Raw genomic sequence first — 19,401 nt, 5'->3', positions numbered from 1 at the left:
GACCGGGCGGCGGTCGCTGGTCCTTGCGGGCGGGAGGGGGCCGGAAGGGCTCCCGGGGCACCGAGGGCGCCCTTCGACCGTGGCTCGCAGAGAGCATTCTCACAGCTGCCGGGCAGCTCAAGATTGGCTCAGAACCCCCCACACACCTCACCTTGCGGCATAGCGTCGGAGCAGACCGGACACCCCGCGTCTCGGCGTCACGTCCGCAGGGAAGGGACCGAACTTCCTTCAACGTCACGCAACGGCGCGCGACAGGAGCCAGAGGACAATGCAGACCAAGCTGGACGAAGCCAAGGCCGAGCTGCTCGAACGGGCCGCCCGGGTAGCTGAGAACAGCCCGGTCGGGGGGCACCTACCGACTGGGACGTCGGGCGAGGCACCCCCCGGCACCTCGGACCGCGAAACCGTGTTCGCGTTCCTCCAGCGTTACTACCTGCACACCGCCCCGGAGGACCTGGCCGACCGCGACCCGGTCGACATCCTCGGAGCCGCTTTCTCGCACTACCGGCTGGCGGAGAACCGCCCCCAGGGCACGGCCAACGTGCGGGTTCACACCCCGACCGTCGAGGAGAACGGCTGGACCTGCAGCCACTCCGTGGTCGAGGTCGTCACCGACGACATGCCGTTCCTCGTCGACTCCGTGACCAATGAGCTGTCGCGGCAGGGCCGGGGCATCCACGTCGTCATCCACCCGCAGGTCATCGTGCGGCGTGATGTCGCCGGCAAGCTCATCGAGGTGCTCACCGCACCGACCGTCGGCGCTCTGCCGCACGACGTGCACACCGAGTCCTGGATCCATGTCGAGATCGACCGCGAGACCGACCGGTCCGATCTGAAGCAGATCACCAACGATCTGCTGCGCGTGCTGTCCGACGCGCGTGAAGCGGTCGAGGACTGGGAGAAGATGCGGGACGCGGCGATCCGTATCGCCGACGAGCTGCCCGCCGAGCCCACCGCGGACGACCTGCGGGGCGACGAGGTCGAGGAGGCCCGCGAGCTGCTGCGCTGGCTGGCGGACGACCACTTCACCTTCCTCGGGTTCCGGGAGTACCAACTGCGGGAGGACGACTCGCTGGCCGCCGTTCCGGGCACCGGGCTCGGCATCCTGCGGTCCGACCCGCACCACCACGCCGAGGAGAGCCACCCCGTCAGCCCCTCCTTCGAGAGGCTTCCCGCCGACGCCCGCGCCAAGGCCCGCGAGCACAAGCTCCTCGTCCTCACCAAGGCCAACAGCCGCGCCACCGTCCACCGGCCGAGCTACCTCGACTACGTGGGCGTGAAGAAGTTCGACGAGCACGGGAACGTGGTCGGGGAGCGGCGCTTCCTCGGACTCTTCTCGTCCGCCGCCTACACCGAGTCCGTCCGCCGCGTCCCCGTCATCCGCCGCAAGGTCGAGGAGGTGCTGGGGCGCGCCGGCTTCTCGCCCAACAGCCACGACGGGCGCGACCTGCTGCAGATCCTGGAGACGTACCCGCGCGACGAGCTGTTCCAGACGCCCGTCGACGAGCTGCAGTCCATCGTCACGTCCGTGCTGTACCTTCAGGAGCGGCGCAGGCTCCGGCTCTACCTGCGCCAGGACGAGTACGGGCGCTACTACTCCGCCCTCGTCTACCTGCCCAGGGACCGCTACACCACCGGTGTCCGGCTGCGCATCATCGACATCCTCAAGGAGGAACTCGGCGGCACCAGCGTCGACTTCACGGCCTGGAACACCGAGTCGATCCTCTCCCGGCTGCACTTCGTGGTCCGCGTCCCGCAGGGCACCGAGCTGCCCGAGCTCAGCGACGCCGACAAGGAGCGCATCGAGGCGCGGCTGGTGGAGGCCGCGCGCTCCTGGTCCGACGGGTTCTCCGAGGCGCTGAACGCCGAGCTCGGCGAGGAGCGCGCCGCAGAGCTGCTGCGCCGGTACGGCAACGCCATCCCCGAGGGCTACAAAGCGGACCACAGCCCGCGTGCGGCCGTCGCCGACCTCGTCCACCTCGAAAAGCTCGGCGGCGGGGAGAAGGACGGCGAGGGCGGCAAGGGCGGCAAGGACTTCGCGCTCAGCCTGTACGAGCCCGTGGGCGCGGGCCCCGGTGAGCGGCGGTTCAAGATCTACCGCCGGGGCGAGTCCGTCTCCCTCTCCGCGGTGCTGCCGGTCCTCAGCCGGCTCGGCGTCGAGGTCGTCGACGAGCGGCCGTACGAGATGCGCTGCGCGGACCGTACGACCGCCTGGATCTACGACTTCGGACTGCGCCTGCCCAAGGCGCTGAGCGGCCCCGGCGACTACCTGGGTGACGACGGGCGCGAGCGGTTCCAGGAGGCCTTCGCGGCGACCTGGACCGGCCAGGCCGAGAACGACGGTTTCAACGCGCTCGTGCTGAGCGCCGGGCTCACCTGGCGCGAGGCGATGATGCTGCGGGCGTACGCGAAGTACCTGCGCCAGGCGGGCTCCACCTTCAGCCAGGACTACATGGAGGACACCCTCCGCAACAACGTCCACACGACACGGCTGCTCGTAAACCTGTTCGAGGCACGGATGGCGCCGGAGCGGCAGCGTGCCGGGCTCGAACTCGTCGACGCGCTCCTGGAGGAGCTGGACAGCGCGCTCGACCAGGTCGCCAGCCTCGACGAGGACCGGATCCTGCGGTCCTTCCTGACCGTCATCAAGGCGACCCTGCGGACCAACTTCTTCCAGGAGACGCAGGGCGGGCAGCCGCACGCGTACGTCTCCATGAAGTTCGACCCGCAGGCCATCCCGGACCTCCCGGCGCCGCGTCCGGCGTTCGAGATCTGGGTGTACTCGCCGCGCGTGGAAGGCGTGCACCTCCGGTTCGGCAAGGTCGCGCGCGGCGGCCTGCGCTGGTCCGACCGGCGTGAGGACTTCCGCACCGAGATCCTCGGCCTGGTCAAGGCGCAGATGGTGAAGAACACCGTCATCGTGCCCGTCGGCGCCAAGGGCGGCTTCGTCGCCAAGCAGCTGCCGGACCCGGCAGTGGACCGCGACGCCTGGCTGGCCGAGGGCATCCGCAGCTACAAGACCTTCATCTCCGCCCTGCTCGACATCACCGACAACATGGTGGCCAGCGAGGTCGTGCCGCCCACCGACGTCGTACGGCACGACGAGGACGACACCTACCTGGTGGTCGCCGCCGACAAGGGCACGGCGACGTTCTCGGACATCGCCAACGAGGTGGCCGAGTCGTACAACTTCTGGCTCGGTGACGCGTTCGCGTCGGGTGGCAGCGCCGGGTACGACCACAAGGGCATGGGCATCACCGCCCGCGGCGCCTGGGAGTCCGTGAAGCGGCACTTCCGGGAGCTGGGGGTGAACACGCAGGCCGAGGACTTCACGGTCGTCGGCATCGGCGACATGTCCGGTGACGTGTTCGGCAACGGCATGCTGCTGAGCGAGCACATCCGTCTGGTCGCCGCCTTCGACCACCGGCACATCTTCATCGACCCGACCCCGGACGCGGCCACGTCGTACGCCGAGCGCCGCCGCCTCTTCGAGCTGCCGCGTTCCTCCTGGGAGGACTACGACACCGGGCTGATCTCGACCGGCGGCGGCGTGTTCCCCCGTACGGCGAAGTCGGTGCCGGTCAACAGCCACATCCGTGAGGCCCTCGGCATCGAGGGCAAGGTCTCCAAGATGACCCCGGCCGACCTGATGAAGGCGATCCTCAAGGCGCCGGTCGACCTGCTGTGGAACGGCGGTATCGGCACCTACGTCAAGGCGTCCACCGAGACCCACGCCGACGTCGGCGACAAGGCCAACGACGCCATCCGCGTCGACGGGCGGGACCTCAGGGTCCAGGTCGTCGGCGAGGGCGGCAACCTCGGCCTGACCCAGCTCGGCCGGATCGAGTTCGCGCAGCGCGGCGGGAAGATCAACACCGACGCCATCGACAACAGCGCGGGCGTGGACACCTCCGACCACGAGGTGAACATCAAGATCCTGCTCAACGGCCTGGTCACCGAGGGCGACATGACCGTCAAGCAGCGCAACAAGCTGCTCGCCGAGATGACCGACGAGGTCGGCAGCCTGGTGCTGCGCAACAACTACGCGCAGAACACGGCGATCGCCAACGCCCTCGCCCAGTCCAGGGACATGCTCCACGCCCAGCAGCGCTTCATGCGCCACCTGGTGAGCGAGGGCCACCTCAACCGGGCGCTGGAGTTCCTGCCCACCGACCGGCAGATCCGCGAGCGGCTGGGCACCGGACACGGCCTCACCGGCCCGGAGACGGCCGTCCTCCTCGCCTACACGAAGATCACGGTCGCCGAGGAGCTGCTGCACACCTCGCTGCCCGACGACCCGTATCTGCACGGCCTGCTGTACGCGTACTTCCCGACCGCGCTGCGCGAGCGGTTCCCCGAGAACATCGAGAGCCACCCGCTGCGCCGCGAGATCACCACGACCGTCCTGGTCAACGACACGGTCAACACGGGCGGTACGAGCTTCCTGCACCGTATGCGGGAGGAGACGGGAGCCTCCCTGGAGGAGATCGTCCGGGCGCAGACCGCGGCCCGCGCGATCTTCAACTCCGGAGCGGTGTGGGACGCGGTGGAGGCGCTGGACAACAAGGTCGACGCGGCCGTCCAGACCCGTATCCGTCTGCACTCCCGCCGGCTGGTGGAGCGCGGCACGCGCTGGCTGCTCAACAACCGGCCGCAGCCGCTGGAGCTCACCGGGACCATCGCGTTCTTCAAGGACGGCGTGGAGCGGGTCTGGGCCGAGGTGCCCAAGCTGGTGCGCGGCGCCGATCTGGAGTGGTACCAGAAGATCTACGACGAGCTGACGGACGCGGGCGTCCCCGACGAGCTCGCCACGCGGGTGGCCGGGTTCTCCCCCGCCTTCCCGACGCTGGACATCGTCGCGGTGGCCGACCGCATGGGCCGGGAGCCGATGGAGGTCGCCGAGGTGTACTACGACCTCGCCGACCGGCTGCGGATCACCCAGCTCATGGACCGCATCATCGAGCTGCCCCGCGCCGACCGCTGGCAGTCCATGGCCCGCGCGGCGATCCGCGAGGACCTCTACGCGGCCCAGGCGGCGCTCACGGCCGACGTCCTCGCCGTCGGAAACGGCGAGGCCACGCCCGAGCAGCGCTTCAAGGGCTGGGAGCAGAGGAACGCCCCGATCCTGAGCCGGGCCCGCCTGACGCTGGAGGAGATCCAGAGCTCCGACGCGTTCGACCTGGCGAACCTGTCCGTGGCGATGCGCACGATGCGGACGCTGCTGCGGACGCATTCGTAAGGGTGCGTTCGTAGGGGTGCATTCGTAAGGATGCGTTTGGGGGCGCCCCAGCTGGGGCGCCCCCGAAAAGGGGCTACGGGCTACAGGAACCCGCACACCTTTCGTGACATCTACCTAAGTGGTTCGCAAGGGGACTACACCCCACAGCCGGGCCAAACGGTATGTCTACGATGAAGTGGGATGAACGTGGATCCGCACACCTCTCCGGGGTCCGAGGGACCGCACGAGGCACCGCACACCGCCGCACCCGCCGTCTCCGTCGTCGTGATCGTCTACAACGACGAGGCCAGGCTGCCCGCGGCGGTGCGCTCCGTGCTGGACCAGACGCTGCGCGGTGTGGAGGTCGTCATCGTCGACGACCGGAGCACGGACGGCTCGTACGAGGTGGCCCGGCGCCTCGCCGCCGAGCACCCCGGCCGCGTACGGGCCCACCGGCTGCCCGAGAACAGCGGCGGCTGCGGCGCCCCCCGCAACCACGGCATCCAGCAGGCGCGCGGCGACCACGTCATGTTCCTCGACAGCGACGACGTGCTGGAGCGCAACGCCTGCCGCAACATGCTGGAGGCCGCCGAGGCCACCGGAGCAGACCTCGTCTCCGGGCTCTGCGTCCGCGTCCACGTGGACGCGCGCAGCGGCAAGGAGGTCAAGTGGTACCCGTGGCTGTACGCGCGCACCCGCACCCTCGACTCGATCTCCGAACTGCCCGACCTGCTGGTCTTCGACACCCTGTCGACCAACAAGTGCTACCGGCGTGACTTCCTCCTGGACAACCGCCTGGAGTTCCCCGTCGGCATCCACTACGAGGACCTGCTCTTCTCGGCGCAGGCGTACGCGGCCGCGCGCCGCATCACGCTCATACCGAACCGGGTCTACGACTGGAACGTCGTCGACAAACCAGGCAAGGCGGGCGAGGCGGACAAGGCGGCCACGAAGTCGATCAGCAACCGGCGGGCCGAGATCGCCAACTTCACCCACCGTATGGAGATCCACCGCCGGGTCGACCAGTTGCTCGTCGACCGGGGCCTGGCGGAGCTGAAGTTCCACAAGGACGTCAAGTTCCTCAAGCACGACCTCGTGCTGCACCTGCGCGACCTGCCGTTCCGGGACGCCGCCTACCGGCAGGAGTTCGCCGCGATCGCCCGCGCGTACCTGGAGTCGATCGACCCGGCCGCGTACGACGAGATCGAGCCCATCCACGCCATCTGCGCCTATCTGCTGCTCAGGAGCGACTGGGACAACCTGCTGCCCGCCGTGGACACGCTCACCAACCGCGACAAGATCTCCTCGCCGCTCGTCGAGCGCGACGGCCGGATCTACTGGTGCGCCGAGCACCTCGACAACCCCACTGACCCCACTGACCCCACTCACCCCACTCACCCCGCTGACCCCAACGACCCCGACGGCGGGGTTGACGGCGGGGTTTTTGCCCGCCGCGTCCTGGACGTCACCGAGCTCGGCTATCACACCAGGCCGGTCGAGAAGATGTACCTGCGCAACGAACTGACCTCGTACCAGGGGCCGTACGGTGGCGTAGGCGGCACGGTCCGCCTCGCCGGGCGCATCACCAACCCGCTGGGTGTCGTCCCGTCCGGTGCCCGCCTCGCCGGTGAGCTGGAGTTCGCCGCGCGCCGCAAGGGCGTCCGCTTCCAGGTGTTCCGCTTCCCCGTGGCCACGCTGCGGCACGAGGGCGAGACCATCGCCTGGGAGGCGGCCGTCGACTTGACGCGAGGGCTGCGCCCCGTCGGCATAGTGGACGCCGTGTGGGACGTACGGCTCCACCTCCACGTCGACGGTGTGCGCACCACCACCCGGCTCACCGCCTCCGAACCCGGCCTCGTCACCGGGCAGTTGCCCGTCCGTCCCCGGCTCACCCGGCTGGTCGCCGACCGCATCGAACCGGAGATATCCTCCCGCGGCCACCTCGCCTTCCGGCTCGTCCCCGACAAGAAGGCGAACGTCCTCGTCGAGCGCGGCATCCACGGCGCTCCGGGACGGCTCGCCAAGTCCGGCTACCGCAAGGCCAGGGCGGTGCGTAAGACGCTCGCCTCCGGGGACACCAAGATCCGCGTCTACCACGAGGCGTTCAGCCGGCTGCCCGTGAAGAAGCGTCTGGTCGTCTTCGAGAGCCACCTGGGCCGCCAGTACAGCGACAGTCCCCGAGCGATCTACGAGGAGATGCGCCGCCAGGGCCTTCAGTTCGAGGCCGTGTGGGCTTACGCGGACAAGCCGGAGGGCTTTCCCGAGGACGCCGTGCTGGTCCGCCGCTGGTCGCTGCCGTACCTGAAGGCCCTGGCCCGCGCCGAGTTCTGGATCGACAACCAGAGCTACCCGCTGAAGCTCACCAAGCGGCCCGGGACGACGTACATCCAGACCTGGCACGGCTCCGCGCTCAAGCGGATGGGCTTCGACGAGCCCGAGTGGAAGCTCCGCTCCCGCACCGAGCAGGCCGAACAACAGCGCACCCTGGACCGTTTCGACCGCTTCCTGGTGCGCTCCGAGCACGACGTCCGCACCCTCGCACGCGCCTTCCGCCTGAAGGAGAAGACGCTGCTACGGGTGGGCTACCCGCGTAACGACGCGCTCGTCAGGGCCCGGGAGGCGACGGCCCGGGAGACGACGGCTCGGGAGACACCCGGACGGGGGCCGCTGGCCGCCGAGTTGGGCATCCCCGAGGACAAGAAGGTCCTCCTCTACGCCCCCACCTTCCGCCGGCGCGGGCTGCGGCGCTTCGAGCTGCCCTTCGACGTGGAGCGCTTCGCCGACACCTTCGGAGACCGGTACGTCCTCCTCGTCCGCTCCCACTACCTCAACCACGTCGTCCTCCCGCCGTCCGTCCGGGGACGGGTCGTCGACGTGTCGTCCCACCACGACGTGACACCCCTCCTGTCCCTCGCCGACGGGCTGATCACCGACTACTCGTCCGTGATGTTCGACTACGCACTCCTCGACCGGCCGATGTTCTTCTTCACGTACGACTACGAGGAGTACGTGCACGAGGGCCGCGGCACCTACTTCGACCTGCTCGAACGAGCCCCCGGCCCCGTCGTCCGCACCGAGGACGACCTGTACGCCGCGCTGGGCTCCCTTCAGGAACAGTCGGCCAAGTACTCCGGGGCCCGCCGGCGGTTCGTCGCCGACTTCGGCGAGTACGACAAGGGGCATGCCGCCGAGAGCGTCGTCGACCAGTTCTTCGCTCAGTGGAGGCGAGCGTGACCCCGTATCCGTATCCGCCGCGCGACGTCTTCCTCGTCGCCAACAGCGTCAACGAGCTGGGTGGAGTGGCCAGTTGGTCGCACCAGATGGCCCGGCTGTTCACCGGGCGCGGGCATCGCGTGCACGTCCTCGGCATCACTCCGCCCGAGATCGCGATGGACCTGGGCGACCTCCCGTACCCGACCACGACGCTGTACGACGGCCCGCCCCCGCGCCTCGGCCGCGCCCGGGACACGAGCATGCGCGAGAAGGCCGCCCGCCTCACGTCGCTCTTCCGGGCCGCGCGCCCCGGCGCGATCGTGATCGTCACGCAGGTGTGGGCGATGGAGTGGGTGGAACTCGCCGACACGACCGGCCTGACCGTCATCGGGATGAGCCACGAGTCGTACGAGTACAGCAGGAAGAGCTCGCGCTTCCGGCGCGTCCTCGAACACTACGAGAATGTCGACCGCATGCTCGTCCTCACCCGGGAGGACGCGGACCTGTGGATCGGCCAGGGCCTCAACAACACATCCTTCATGCCGAACCCGCTGCCTTTCATACCCGCCGAACCCTCCCCGCGCACCGAGAAGGCCGTCATCAGCATCGGCCGGCTGCACGACCAGAAGGGCATCGACATGCTCCTCGACACCTGGGCGGAGGTCGCGCCGCGTCATCCCGACTGGACCCTGCGGATCTACGGCTCCGGCGAGGACGAGGAGGCCCTGCGCAAACAGTGCACCGCGCTGGGCCTCGACGACTCGGTGGCCTGGATGGGCCGTACCAGCGACGTGCCCGGCGCCCTGCGCGGCGCTTCCGTCTTCGTCCAGTCCTCCAGGGGCGAGGGCTTCCCACTGGCCCTGATGGAGGCCATGGCCTCCGCCGTCCCGTGCGCGGCCTTCGACTGCGCCCCTGGCGTCCACGAGATCGTCCGTGACGGCGAGGACGGCCTGCTGGCCGCCCCCGGGAACACGGGTGAACTCGCCCGCCGCCTGGACACGTTGATGTCGGACAAACGGGTGCGGGACCGGATGGGCGACGCGGCCCGCGTCAACATCCAGCGCTACACGACGGACGAGATCGTACGGCGCTGGGAGGAGCTGTTCGGGTTCTTGGAGAGGTGAGCTTTCTCGGCCGAGGGGGCGCCCGAAAGGGGCGCGGGGCTGTCACATTGTGCGGCTCCACCGCGTGGGCGCGACAAGCCACAACGAACCCGCAGCCGCCACACGACAGTTCCCCCCGAGCTCTTCTGCGACGCGAGCTACCTCTTCCCACCGGTGAACTTCTCGTACTCCTTCAGTACTTCCTCCGTCGCCCCATCCATGCGGAGCTCACCCCGCTCCAGCCACAGCACCCGGTCACACGTGTCCCGGATCGACTTGTTGTTGTGGCTGACGAGGAACACCGTGCCCGCGTGCTTGCGCAGCTCACGGATACGAGCCTCGGAACGCTTCTGGAAGGAGCGGTCCCCCGTCGCGAGGGCCTCGTCGATGAGCAGCACGTCGTGGTCCTTCGCGGCGGCGATGGAGAACCGGAGCCGCGCCGCCATCCCGGAGGAGTACGTCCGCATCGGCAGCGTGATGAAGTCGCCCTTCTCGTTGATGCCGGAGAAGTCGACGATCTCCTGGTAGCGCTCCTTCACCTGCTCGCGGGACATGCCCATCGCGAGACCGCCGAGGTGGACGTTGCGCTCGCCGGTGAGGTCGTTCATCAGGGCCGCGTTGACGCCGAGGAGGGAGGGCTGGCCGTCGGTGTAGATGCGGCCGTTCTCCACGGGGAGCAGTCCGGCCACGGCCTTCAGCAGCGTGGACTTGCCGGAGCCGTTCGTTCCGATGAGCCCGATGGCCTCGCCCCGGTACGCCGTGAAGGACACGCTCCGCACGGCGTGCACCGTGCGCACGCCCGCCGCCTTCTCGGCCTTCTTGCGGCGCAGGATGCGGTTGAGCGCGGCGGTGGCGGTGCCGCGGCCCGCGCCCGTGCCGTTGACGCGGTAGACGATGTCGACGCGGTCGGCGATGACGGTGGGGACGGGTTCGGTGGGGGCCTGCCCGGCGGGGGCCGCGTCCTGTGCGGTCTCGTGCGGGCGGGTCAGGGTGGTGTCAGCCACGGCCGTAGGTCTCCTCGGACTTCCAGAAGTAGATGAACCCGCCGACCCCGGCGAGCAGCGCCCATCCGACGGCGATGGCCCACACGTGGTGGGGGAGCTGGCTCGCGTGGAAGCTGTCGATCAGCGCGAACCGCATGAGGTCGATGTAGACGGCTGCCGGGTTGCACTGCAGCACGAGGTGCACCCAGTGGGGCAGGTCCTGGTGGGAGAGCACCTTGTCGATGCTCCACATCACGCCCGACACGTACATCCAGGTGCGCAGCACGAACGGCATCAGCTGGGCGATGTCCGGGGTCTTCGCGCCGAGCCGGGCCATGATCATCGCGACTCCGGCGTTGAACATGAACTGGAGCGTGAGCGCGGGCACGATCAGCAGCCAGGACGCGGAGACCGGCACCCCGAAGGCGAGCAGGATCACGACGAGCGCGGCCATCGAGAACAGCAGCTGCTGGAGCTGCTGGAGCGCGAACGACACCGGGAGCGCGGCGCGCGGGAAGTGCAGCGCGCGGACGAGTCCGAGGCTGCCGGAGATGGCCCGTGTCCCCGCCATGATCGAGCTCTGGGTGAACGTCCACACGAACACACCGGTGACCAGGAACGGGATGTAGTCCGGCACGCCCCGGCTGGTGCCCATCAGTACTCCGAAGATGAAGTAGTAGACCGCCGCGTTGAGCAGCGGATTGGCCACCTGCCAGACCTGGCCGAGCTTCGCCTGGCTGTACTGCGCGGTGAGCTTGGCCGTGGCGAACGCCGTGATGAAGTGCCGGCGCGCCCACAGCTGCCGTACGTACTCGGGCAGGGAGGGGCGCGCGCCGCTGACGCTGAGGCCGTACCGCGCGGCGAGCTGCGCGGGGGACTCGGTGGCCGGCGCCGGGGCCGGTGCTGGTGCCTGCGCTTGGGGCGTGGCGGTCGGCGGTGTGTGAAGGGCTTGGCTGCTCACATCCGCTGCTTTCGGTTGGGGGGTATCCCGTGACGAAGGGGGACTGGGGCTCACCCTTCTTACGTCGGGACGGGACCGTATCGTCGTAACGCGAGCGTATGTCGAGTGACGTCGGAACGCAACCGTTTCGTCGTGACGCCCTATGCTGGTCGGCATGACTTCCAACGCCGACGCCCCCGAGACGCAGTCGGCGCGGCCTCCGCAGCCGCGCCGCCGGGCCCCCGCCGGGGCGGCCGTGCTCCGTGAGGACGTGACCGAGGCCATCCGGGCCGCGGTCTTCGAGGAGCTCGCGGCGGTCGGCTACGGCCGTATGTCCATCGAGGGCATCGCGCGGCGCGCGGGAGTCGGCAAGACGGCGGTGTACCGTCGCTGGCGCTCGAAACTCCACCTGGTCCTGGACCTGGTCTCGGCGGTGGCGGTCCAGGGCCTGCCGATGCCGGACACCGGTTCACTGGAGGGCGACCTGCGACTGCTGTACGAGGTCACGTCCCGCGCCCTGCGCCATCCGGTGGCCGGCCAGATCATCCCCGACCTCCAGGCCGAGGCGGCCCGCAACCCCGAGATCGCCGAGGCCATGCAGAAGGCGTTGCGCGAGGGCCAGCAGAGCGTGGCGAGCGGCATCGTCGCGGCGGCGGTCGCCCGCGGTGAGATGCGCGACGGGGTCGACGAGGACTTGACTCTCGACCTGATCTCCGGTCCGCTGTACTGGCGCGCGGTGGTCGTACGGGGCCCGAAGCTGCCGAAGGAGTACCTGGCGAGCCTGGCGAGGGCGACGGCGGCGGCGCTCAGGGCGCTGTAGGGATTCGACTGATCCGGCTCCGCCAGGCTGTCTTGAAACCGCCGAGTAGCCGAAGGGCGAAACTCCCTTCGGCTACTACTCGGTGTATTCGGCGTATTAGGGCGTCACCGGGCTCAGCCTGCGGCGCGGTACGCGGCCCAGCTCTGCTGCATCCGCGTCACCTGGCCCGCGGTGAACTGGTACATGCAGGAGTCGTACGTGTAGTCCATGAAGTTGTGGATCGGGTCCGCACCGGCGTCGCGGGCGCAGGTGTCGCGGCCGATCGGGCACTGGTAGGCGGCGCTCTTCTCGGCCGGGGTGTCGGTGACGTAGTCGCCCTGGCCGTTACAGCCCCCCTGGAAGGTGTGGTAGAGACCCGCCCAGTGGCCGACCTCGTGGGTCGCCGTGTCGCCCTCGTTGTAGTTGGTCGCCGAACCTCCCGGCAGCGAGGCGTCGAGGATGACGATGCCGTCCATGGACGGGTTGGCGGCGTATTCGCTGGGGAACGTGGCCCAGCCCAGCAGGCCGCCGCCGAGGTTGGCCGTGTAGATGTTGAGCGCGTCGGCCCCGCCCTTGCGCAGGGCGGACTTCATCGCCTTCTCGGTCGTGGAGCCGTATCCGACGTTGTACCAGGCGGAGTTGTCGGTGTAGTCCGTGCCCGCCAGGGTGAACTGGAAGCCGGTGTCGTTGTTGCCGCTGCCCTGGCCGGCGTATGCGGCGTTCAGCACGTTCATCTGGGCGTTGATGTCGGCCGAGCTGAGCTGTCCGGTGGGTCCGTCGTGGATGACGTGGAAGTACACCGGGATGGTGGCGGAGGCGGCCGTCGCGGACAGGCCGCGGCCGCTCGCGCGCAGCTTGTCCAGCCTCTTGTTCAGATCCGCGTTCATGGCCTGGGCTTTGGCCTCGCTGATCTCGTTCGGCTCCGCGACGTCCTTGCCCGGTGCCGGGCGTGCCTCACGGGCCGAGGCGCCTGCGGTGTCAGCGCACTCGGCGGCCGTGGTGGCCGTCGTCCTGGCCGCGGCGATTCCGGTCGGCGCCGAGAGGGGGGCGAGCATCAGGGTTCCGGCCACAACGGCCGTGCCGAGCAGGCGTCTGCCTACAAGGGGGGATATCCGGGCGAGCGCACGCATGTTGACTCCTAGCGGATGCGAAGGGAGGAAGCGCAGGGTTCTTCCTGGCCACGGCGGAGATTACGTGGACATGCCGAATCCGCAGGAGCGTTGATCAAGACCAATCAAAGCGGGGGTAAACAGGGGCGATTCGAAGATCGAGACCCTTCGTGCCCCGGGATCTGTGACGACGGCGTAACGCGGGGGGCGGCCCGTGCGGGTGGTGTGTCTGGATTCGGGATGCGCCGCGCATACCCGCCGTGATCGTTGTGATCTCCTCTTAACAGCCTTTCAGGCTGGCAGGATGTGGCTGGAACTGGCTCTTGACAGCACGTGGGTGTGTAGCCGCATGCATCATGCGCGGGCGGGGGTTCTGGCCCCGCATTACCTCGGCGGTAATCGACACTCCGTGAGCGGTCCAGCATCGTGATCTTCCGAAGGAGCTCCGGGCCTCAACCCGCTATCACTCCCAAGGAGGTTGCTTTCATGTCGACGGCAGAACTTCGTTCACCGGCCGGGACACGCAGGACAGAGGAGACCGCCGCCGTGGTCTGGCTGCGCCGATTCCTCGCCCTGGATGCCGCTGTCACCGGCGTCAACGGGCTCGCCTACCTGGTGGCTTCAGGGCCGATAGGGCGGCTGCTCGGGGTGGGAAGCGGGCTCCTGCTGGGGCTCGGCGCCTTCCTGGTGCTGTACGCGGCGGGGGTGGGGTACCTGGCCGGGCGTCCACGCCCGGCGGTGCCGTTGGTGCAGGCCGTGATCGAGGCCAATGTTCTCTGGGCGATTCTCAGTGTCGTCGCCCTGACCGTCTGGCTCGACGAGCCCAGCACCGCAGGCTGGATCTGGATCCCCATGCAGGCGGGGACGGTGGGCGGATTCGCCGTCCTGCAGTACACGGCTCTGCGCCGGGGCCGCGCGGACATCGGGCGGAACCGCTGATCAGGCGAGCTGCTGAAGAAACATGGCCGTCTTCGAGTCGGTGGGGAGAAACGCCTCCACCGCCAACTCGGAGACGGTCACGTCCATGGGGGTGTTGAACGTAGTGATCGTCGAAATGAAAGAGAGCGGCTGACCTTCAAGCTCCAGCTGAAACGGCAGCGCGAAGGCGTAGTCCGTGGGGGAGTTGCGGTGGTCGTCGGCGGCTGCCTCGTCGGTGCCGTGATGGTTCGGGGCCGGATAGGCGATCAGCTCGTCGTAGAGACGGCGTAGCTCGTCCGAGGCGCGCAGCGCGATCTGGTGTTTGATCCGCTCCAGGAGATGCGCGCGCCATTCGCCGAAGTTACGGATCCGGGGAGCCAGCCCCTGCGGATGCAGGGTGAGCCGCATGGCGTTCATCGGCGGGGTCAGCAGATGCTCCGGGAGTCCCCCGAGCAGGGCCTGCACGCCGCGGTTGGCGGCGACGACGTTGTAGGTGCCGTCCACCACCAAGGCGGGGTTGGGCTCATACGCGGCCAGCAGGTTGTCGAGACCTGACCGTACGGCGTTCATCGCCGGAGCCGCCAGAGGGGTTTCGGGGTAGGCCGGCGCATAGCCGGCTGCCAACAGCAGTGCGTTCCGTTCCCGCACGGGAACGTCGAGGTGTTCCGCGAGGCGAACCACCATGGCCTGGCTGGGCTTGGCGCGTCCGGTTTCGATGAAGCTGATGTGACGTGCCGAGCTTTCGGCCTTCAAAGCCAGTTCGAGCTGAGTGATCCGGCGTCGCTCACGCCAGCCCCTCAGCAGGGTCCCTACGGCAGGGTCGTTGGCAGTCCTGCCATGTGGAGCAGTCATGGCTCTGACAGTAATTCAACCAGGACGGGGCGCTCACATACCGCGTGTCACCAGGTTCACCGGTATGCCCGGCCCCGTACGAAGGCGATGACGAAGCAGACGGCGGCGACGGCGCACACCAGCATGCCGATGGTCAGGAAGGCGTAGCCCGTGTCGCTGATGCCCGGTTCGGAGCTCACCACGGCCATGCCGAGTGCGGTGGAGACCTTGTGTTCCTTGTCCGGGTGGTCCGCGATGTACAGGATCTGCGCGGCGACCGCTGCCACGCACGCTGCGGCCCCGGCCAGCAGCCAGCCGCCCGCCGTCCTGCCGTACCAGGGCACACGGGGGACCAGGGCGACATGCGTGCATCGGGTCAGCAGGGCGCGCCCCAGGTCCGCAGCGCCTCCGGTGAGACCGTCCGCCCGGAGTTGATGACCGTCTTCCAGGCTGATGACGATGCGGTACCCGTTGCCCAGCCGGGTCGCGAGGGAGTTCACCGCATCGCCCTCGACACGGAGCGAGGTGACGCGATCCCAGGACCAGCCCGCGGCTCCGCGCCGGGACCCGTGGACCAGGCCGCGCTGCCGCACCTCGAAATACTCCCCGGGCTCGCCGCGCACGGCCCGCGTGATCTGGGTCACCGCGATGGCCACGGCGCCCAGCGCGAGGCCAAGCAGCAAGCCGATCGCCTTGTTGCTGCCGGGCGAGCCGTCGCCCGTCGCGGACACACCCCACACTCCCAGCCAGCCTGAGGGGACGGCTATGAACAGGGCCCAGCCCGCGTTCACCCACCGCTTCCGGTGATCCACCACGTGTCGGCTGACCACCGGGCCGAGCTCTTCGAGAGCGTCTGCTCCTTCGATACGAGTCACCGGGCAAGTCAAGCACCAGGGCTGTGCGCCCTCAAGATCGGGACAGCGCGCGACGGCGGAGCCGAAGATGGTGCGAGGGCGCGCTGTGGGTCACCCAACGGGGCCGGCCCTGAGGGCGGCGAGGAGGGCGTGGAGGGGGCCGGGCCGGTGGTGAGGTGGGTGGTGGGGTGGTCGCTTTCGCGGAGGTGTATCGCGGTGGGGTCGATGGGTCTGGCGGCGAGTTCGACGCACGTGTCGCCCGAATCGGCGCCAGAAAAGGACGACTTCTGCCAGTGGAGGGGGCTCTGCATGGTGGTTCCCTTCACAGTTCGCGGGCGATGCGGCTGATGAGGTCTCGGGATTCCGCAGGCGGGAGAGCTGCCATCATCACTCGCTCATAACGCTTTCGGTACTGCCTCAAACGCGACTCGGCGTCGAAGAACTCGGGGTCATGGCCCGTGTCTGTCTGCACAGTGTCGAGTTGGGGAACGGGGCCGTGCAGATAAAGCATCGAGTACCCGCTCCCGGCGAAGTCCTCTGTGTCGAAGGGCAGAACACGCACGTTCACGTTGTCCAACTCCGACCGTTCGAGGATCTGCTTCAGCTGGGCCCGAGCCGTGTCGCGACCACCCACGCGGATGCGGAGAGCCGCTTCGTGGATGACCGCTTCGTACGGCGTTCCGGATGAACCTGCGAGGACCTGTTGCCGTTGAGCGCGGAACGCCACAAAGGCCTCCAGGTCTCGCTTGGGCACATCTGACGACATGTAGCCGAACATGGCCTGCATGTGGTCTTCGGTCTGCAACAAGCCTGGGACATGGGCGACTTGGAAGGTGCGGATGCGGGTGGCGTGTTGCTCGCACTCCGCGATGTCGAGCCCTTGGGGAGCAACGACTCCCCGGTACTCCTCCCACCACCCCTTACCGCGTTCATTCGCCATGCTCACCAAGGCATCGACGTACGCCGCGTCGTCGCATGCGCAGTGCGTGGCCAAGCGGCGAATGCGGTCCTCGCTGATCCCGCTGCGACCGGCTTCGTAGGCGCTCTGCTGAATGGGATTCGTGCCCAGGAGCGCGGCGGCCGCACGAGCTGTCACCCCCGCACTCTCGCGGATCTTGCGCAGTTCGGCACCCAGGCGCTCCTGCCGGGCGGTTGGGGTGCTCCTAGGGGGCATGACGCTCTCTTCCTGGTCGCTCGGCTGACGAGTATGCCGCGCACGCGAGTTGAGGGTCACCGGAACGTGGCCAATCTCCGGCTTCAGGTTGTGCCGTCACCAGGTTAAGCCGTACGGTCTGTGACGTAGGTGGCACTCTTGGTCATCATGCCTTGTTGGGCCTCAACTCCCGTACCCCCCAGCACCAGTTGCCTCTCCCTCCTCCTAAAGGAGTCGATCAGTCGTGCCCGAATACACCCTCAGGTGTCCACCGCTGGACACCACTCCCCGTATCGCCCGCGACTTCGTGACCTCCGTCCTGAGTGCCCTGGGGCTGGACGCCCTTGTCGACGACGCGACCCTCTGCACCTCCGAGCTGGTCACCAACTCCTGTGTCCACGCGAAGGGAACGGGTGCCGTTTTACTCCTCACCGCGGAGTGCGAGGCGGTCCGCGTCACGGTCTACGACGAGGACCGCACACCCCCTTCCCTCCGCGAGGGCTACGACGGTGAATCGGGCCGCGGACTCTGGATCGTCGACGCGCTCACGGAGGGCCGCTGGGGAACCGAGCTACCGGCACCATGCCTCGGGCTCGACGGAAGCGAGGGGAAGGGAGTCTGGTTCGAACTGGGCAAGGAAACCAATGGCGGGGGACCCTGTTCCCGCACGCCAGTGGGAACTTGCCACTGTGCAACAGGGACGAGCCGGCGGATCAAGATCCGGGAGTGACCGGGGAGCCCGGTCCCAGTGGCAGGCCCAAGGCGTACCAGATGGCGAACAATGCGATCCAGGCGACCATCATCGCCAGAGCCGCAGGAAGTGTGAATGACACCAAGGTGCCGATTCCTGCCTTCTTCTGATAGGTCTGCAGGTAACCGACGGTCAGGACGAACGTCGCGCTCATCGGGGTGATGGAGTTGGTGCAGGAGTCCGCGATCCGGTAGACGGCCATGACCGTGGCAGGGTTGGCCCCGATGAGCATGGTCATGGGAATGATCACCGGAGCGATGAGGGCCCACAGCGCGGTCCCGCTCGTGATCAGCAGGTTCAGCAGGGCGATGCCGACGATGAGGATCATGAGCACAACGAAGACCGGAGCGTTCAGTTTCTCCAGGCCCTCCGCTCCTCCTACCGCGACGACGGTGCTGATGCCGGTCCACTGGAACAGCGCGAGGAACTGTGAGACGGCGAAGAAGAGCACGAGGAGCGGCGAGATCGACCTGATCCCGTCCGCCATGAAGTTGGGGAGGTCGGACGAACTGGTGAGCCTGCCTGTCAGGTAGGCGTAGGTGGCTCCGATGACCAGGAAGAACAGGCTCAGCACCAGCGCGATGCCGTTGAACAGCGTGGAGTCGAGGATGGCGCCGTTCTCACCGCGCAGGGGGGAGCCTGTCGGGATCATCCCGACGGCCAGCAGTCCGAGGAAGACCGCGGCGACGATGCCGGTCCAACGCAGCGCACGGAGTTCGACGTCGTCGGGGACGGAGCCGGGCCGGGCGCCCGTGGTCGGCCCGGTGGTGTCGTCGTCGGGCACGAGTTCGTGCTCGCGCTTGGACAGGACTTTCTCCGTGACCACGGTGAGCACGATCGCGAGTACTACGGCGGAGACGGTGGTGAAGTACGTGTTGTCGGTGGAGCGGACGACCGCGTCGGGATCGACGATGTGCGCGGCCTCGGTGGCGATTTTGGCGAAGACGACGTCACTCGGAGCGATGAACGGGTTGGCGTCGCCCGCCGCGTTGATCGACAGGAAGGCCACGATCATGCCCAGCATGGGGGACCGTCCGACCGCCTTGAAGACGAGGGCGGCCAGGGGGACGAGAATCACGTAGGCGCTGTAGGACAGGAACTTTGACATCGCCCCGGCCACGCAGACCGCGAAGACGGCATGGCTGGGGCGGACGCGGCCCAGAGTGTGGCGGGCCAGCGATTCGAGCATGCCGGAGCGGTCTGCGATCGCGATGCCGAGCATGATGATCAGTAGGGTGCCCAGCGGCCCGAAGGTCAGGTACGACTCTTCGGCCCCGAGCGCGAGCTCACGGATCGCATCGACCGACAGCGCGTTCTTGACCGGGGACGGATCGCCGGTCGCCGGGTCTATGACCGAGATGCCGGCTGAGGCCATGATCGCGCTGGTACAGGCCACGACGGCTGACAGGATCCAGAACAGCCAGAACGGGTGAGGCAATCTGTTGCCGATCCGTTCGACTCCGCCCAGGAACCGAGTGAGCTGTTGGGGTCTGTGCAGTTTCTCTGAGGTGGAGATCATCTCTTTCTGG

14 protein-coding genes are annotated in these 19,401 nt (G+C 68.4%); 6 read left to right on the top strand and 8 right to left on the bottom strand.

The window, feature by feature from the left end:
- Positions 1 to 268: 268 nt before the first annotated feature.
- The 3 genes from E0500_RS03815 (at position 269) to E0500_RS03805 (ending at position 9,555) form a co-directional block, all read left to right on the top strand.
- Entirely contained in the window at positions 269 to 5,239 is a 4,971-nt protein-coding gene (locus tag E0500_RS03815) for an NAD-glutamate dehydrogenase (protein WP_131571871.1), read from the top strand.
- A gap of 180 nt (positions 5,240 to 5,419) precedes the next feature.
- Positions 5,420 to 8,452 carry a bifunctional glycosyltransferase family 2 protein/CDP-glycerol:glycerophosphate glycerophosphotransferase gene (locus E0500_RS03810; RefSeq protein WP_181586858.1) on the top strand — a complete coding sequence of 1,011 codons (3,033 nt, stop codon included), beginning with the start codon at positions 5,420 to 5,422 and terminating at the stop codon, positions 8,450 to 8,452.
- Positions 8,449 to 9,555, top strand: a complete 1,107-nt coding sequence (locus E0500_RS03805) for a glycosyltransferase (protein ID WP_309504897.1) — start codon at positions 8,449 to 8,451, stop codon at positions 9,553 to 9,555. The genes E0500_RS03810 and E0500_RS03805 overlap by 4 nt, the downstream gene beginning before the upstream one ends.
- Before the next feature lie 137 nt (positions 9,556 to 9,692).
- Here the strand turns inward: E0500_RS03805 and E0500_RS03800 are convergent, their stop codons facing one another.
- Together E0500_RS03800 and E0500_RS03795 are read right to left on the bottom strand one after the other, a co-directional pair.
- Entirely contained in the window at positions 9,693 to 10,523 is an 831-nt protein-coding gene (locus tag E0500_RS03800; RefSeq protein ID WP_220140739.1) for an ABC transporter ATP-binding protein, read from the bottom strand.
- A gap of 7 nt (positions 10,524 to 10,530) precedes the next feature.
- Complete coding sequence (locus tag E0500_RS03795; RefSeq protein ID WP_131570949.1) at positions 10,531 to 11,478, bottom strand: ABC transporter permease; 948 nt, start codon at positions 11,476 to 11,478, stop codon at positions 10,531 to 10,533.
- Positions 11,479 to 11,632: 154 nt separating this feature from the next.
- On the opposite strand from E0500_RS03795, the gene E0500_RS03790 reads away from it, so the two are divergent.
- Entirely contained in the window at positions 11,633 to 12,277 is a 645-nt protein-coding gene (locus E0500_RS03790) for a TetR/AcrR family transcriptional regulator (protein ID WP_258572609.1), read from the top strand.
- A 113-nt stretch (positions 12,278 to 12,390) separates the two neighbouring features.
- Here E0500_RS03790 and E0500_RS03785 read toward each other — a convergent pair whose 3' ends face one another.
- Positions 12,391 to 13,386, bottom strand: coding sequence for a zinc metalloprotease (locus E0500_RS03785; RefSeq protein WP_131570943.1), 996 nt, complete (start codon positions 13,384 to 13,386; stop codon positions 12,391 to 12,393).
- A 465-nt stretch (positions 13,387 to 13,851) separates the two neighbouring features.
- Between E0500_RS03785 and E0500_RS03780 the strand changes: the two genes are divergently transcribed.
- Positions 13,852 to 14,304, top strand: coding sequence for a hypothetical protein (locus E0500_RS03780; protein ID WP_258572608.1), 453 nt, complete (start codon positions 13,852 to 13,854; stop codon positions 14,302 to 14,304).
- Here E0500_RS03780 and E0500_RS03775 read toward each other — a convergent pair whose 3' ends face one another.
- The 4 genes from E0500_RS03775 to E0500_RS03760 are packed head-to-tail and all read right to left on the bottom strand — an operon-like array spanning position 14,305 to position 17,202.
- Positions 14,305 to 15,135, bottom strand: a complete 831-nt coding sequence (locus E0500_RS03775) for a helix-turn-helix domain-containing protein (RefSeq protein WP_131570940.1) — start codon at positions 15,133 to 15,135, stop codon at positions 14,305 to 14,307.
- A 56-nt stretch (positions 15,136 to 15,191) separates the two neighbouring features.
- A complete protein-coding gene (locus tag E0500_RS03770; RefSeq protein ID WP_131570938.1) occupies positions 15,192 to 15,989 on the bottom strand; it encodes a hypothetical protein in 798 nt (265 codons plus the stop codon).
- An 8-nt stretch (positions 15,990 to 15,997) separates the two neighbouring features.
- Positions 15,998 to 16,279: a DUF397 domain-containing protein gene (locus tag E0500_RS03765; RefSeq protein ID WP_258572607.1), complete on the bottom strand. Its 282-nt coding sequence runs from the start codon at positions 16,277 to 16,279 to the stop codon at positions 15,998 to 16,000.
- Between the two features lie 11 nt (positions 16,280 to 16,290).
- Positions 16,291 to 17,202, bottom strand: coding sequence for a Scr1 family TA system antitoxin-like transcriptional regulator (locus E0500_RS03760; protein ID WP_309504894.1), 912 nt, complete (start codon positions 17,200 to 17,202; stop codon positions 16,291 to 16,293).
- Positions 17,203 to 17,365: 163 nt separating this feature from the next.
- Here E0500_RS03760 and E0500_RS03755 point away from each other — a divergent pair, with 163 nt between their 5' ends.
- Positions 17,366 to 17,851: an ATP-binding protein gene (locus E0500_RS03755; protein WP_181586857.1), complete on the top strand. Its 486-nt coding sequence runs from the start codon at positions 17,366 to 17,368 to the stop codon at positions 17,849 to 17,851.
- On the opposite strand, the gene E0500_RS03750 is transcribed toward E0500_RS03755, so the two are convergent.
- Complete coding sequence (locus E0500_RS03750) at positions 17,835 to 19,391, bottom strand: AbgT family transporter (RefSeq protein WP_131571068.1); 1,557 nt, start codon at positions 19,389 to 19,391, stop codon at positions 17,835 to 17,837. The two genes, E0500_RS03755 and E0500_RS03750, sit on opposite strands and share 17 nt — an antisense overlap.
- Positions 19,392 to 19,401: the final 10 nt, after the last annotated feature.

It is taken from the genome of Streptomyces sp. KM273126 (assembly GCF_004337435.2).
Lineage (GTDB): Bacteria > Actinomycetota > Actinomycetes > Streptomycetales > Streptomycetaceae > Streptomyces > Streptomyces acidicola.
Note: the sequence above shows the minus strand (reverse complement) of the source record. Positions and strands in the feature narration are given on the sequence as shown.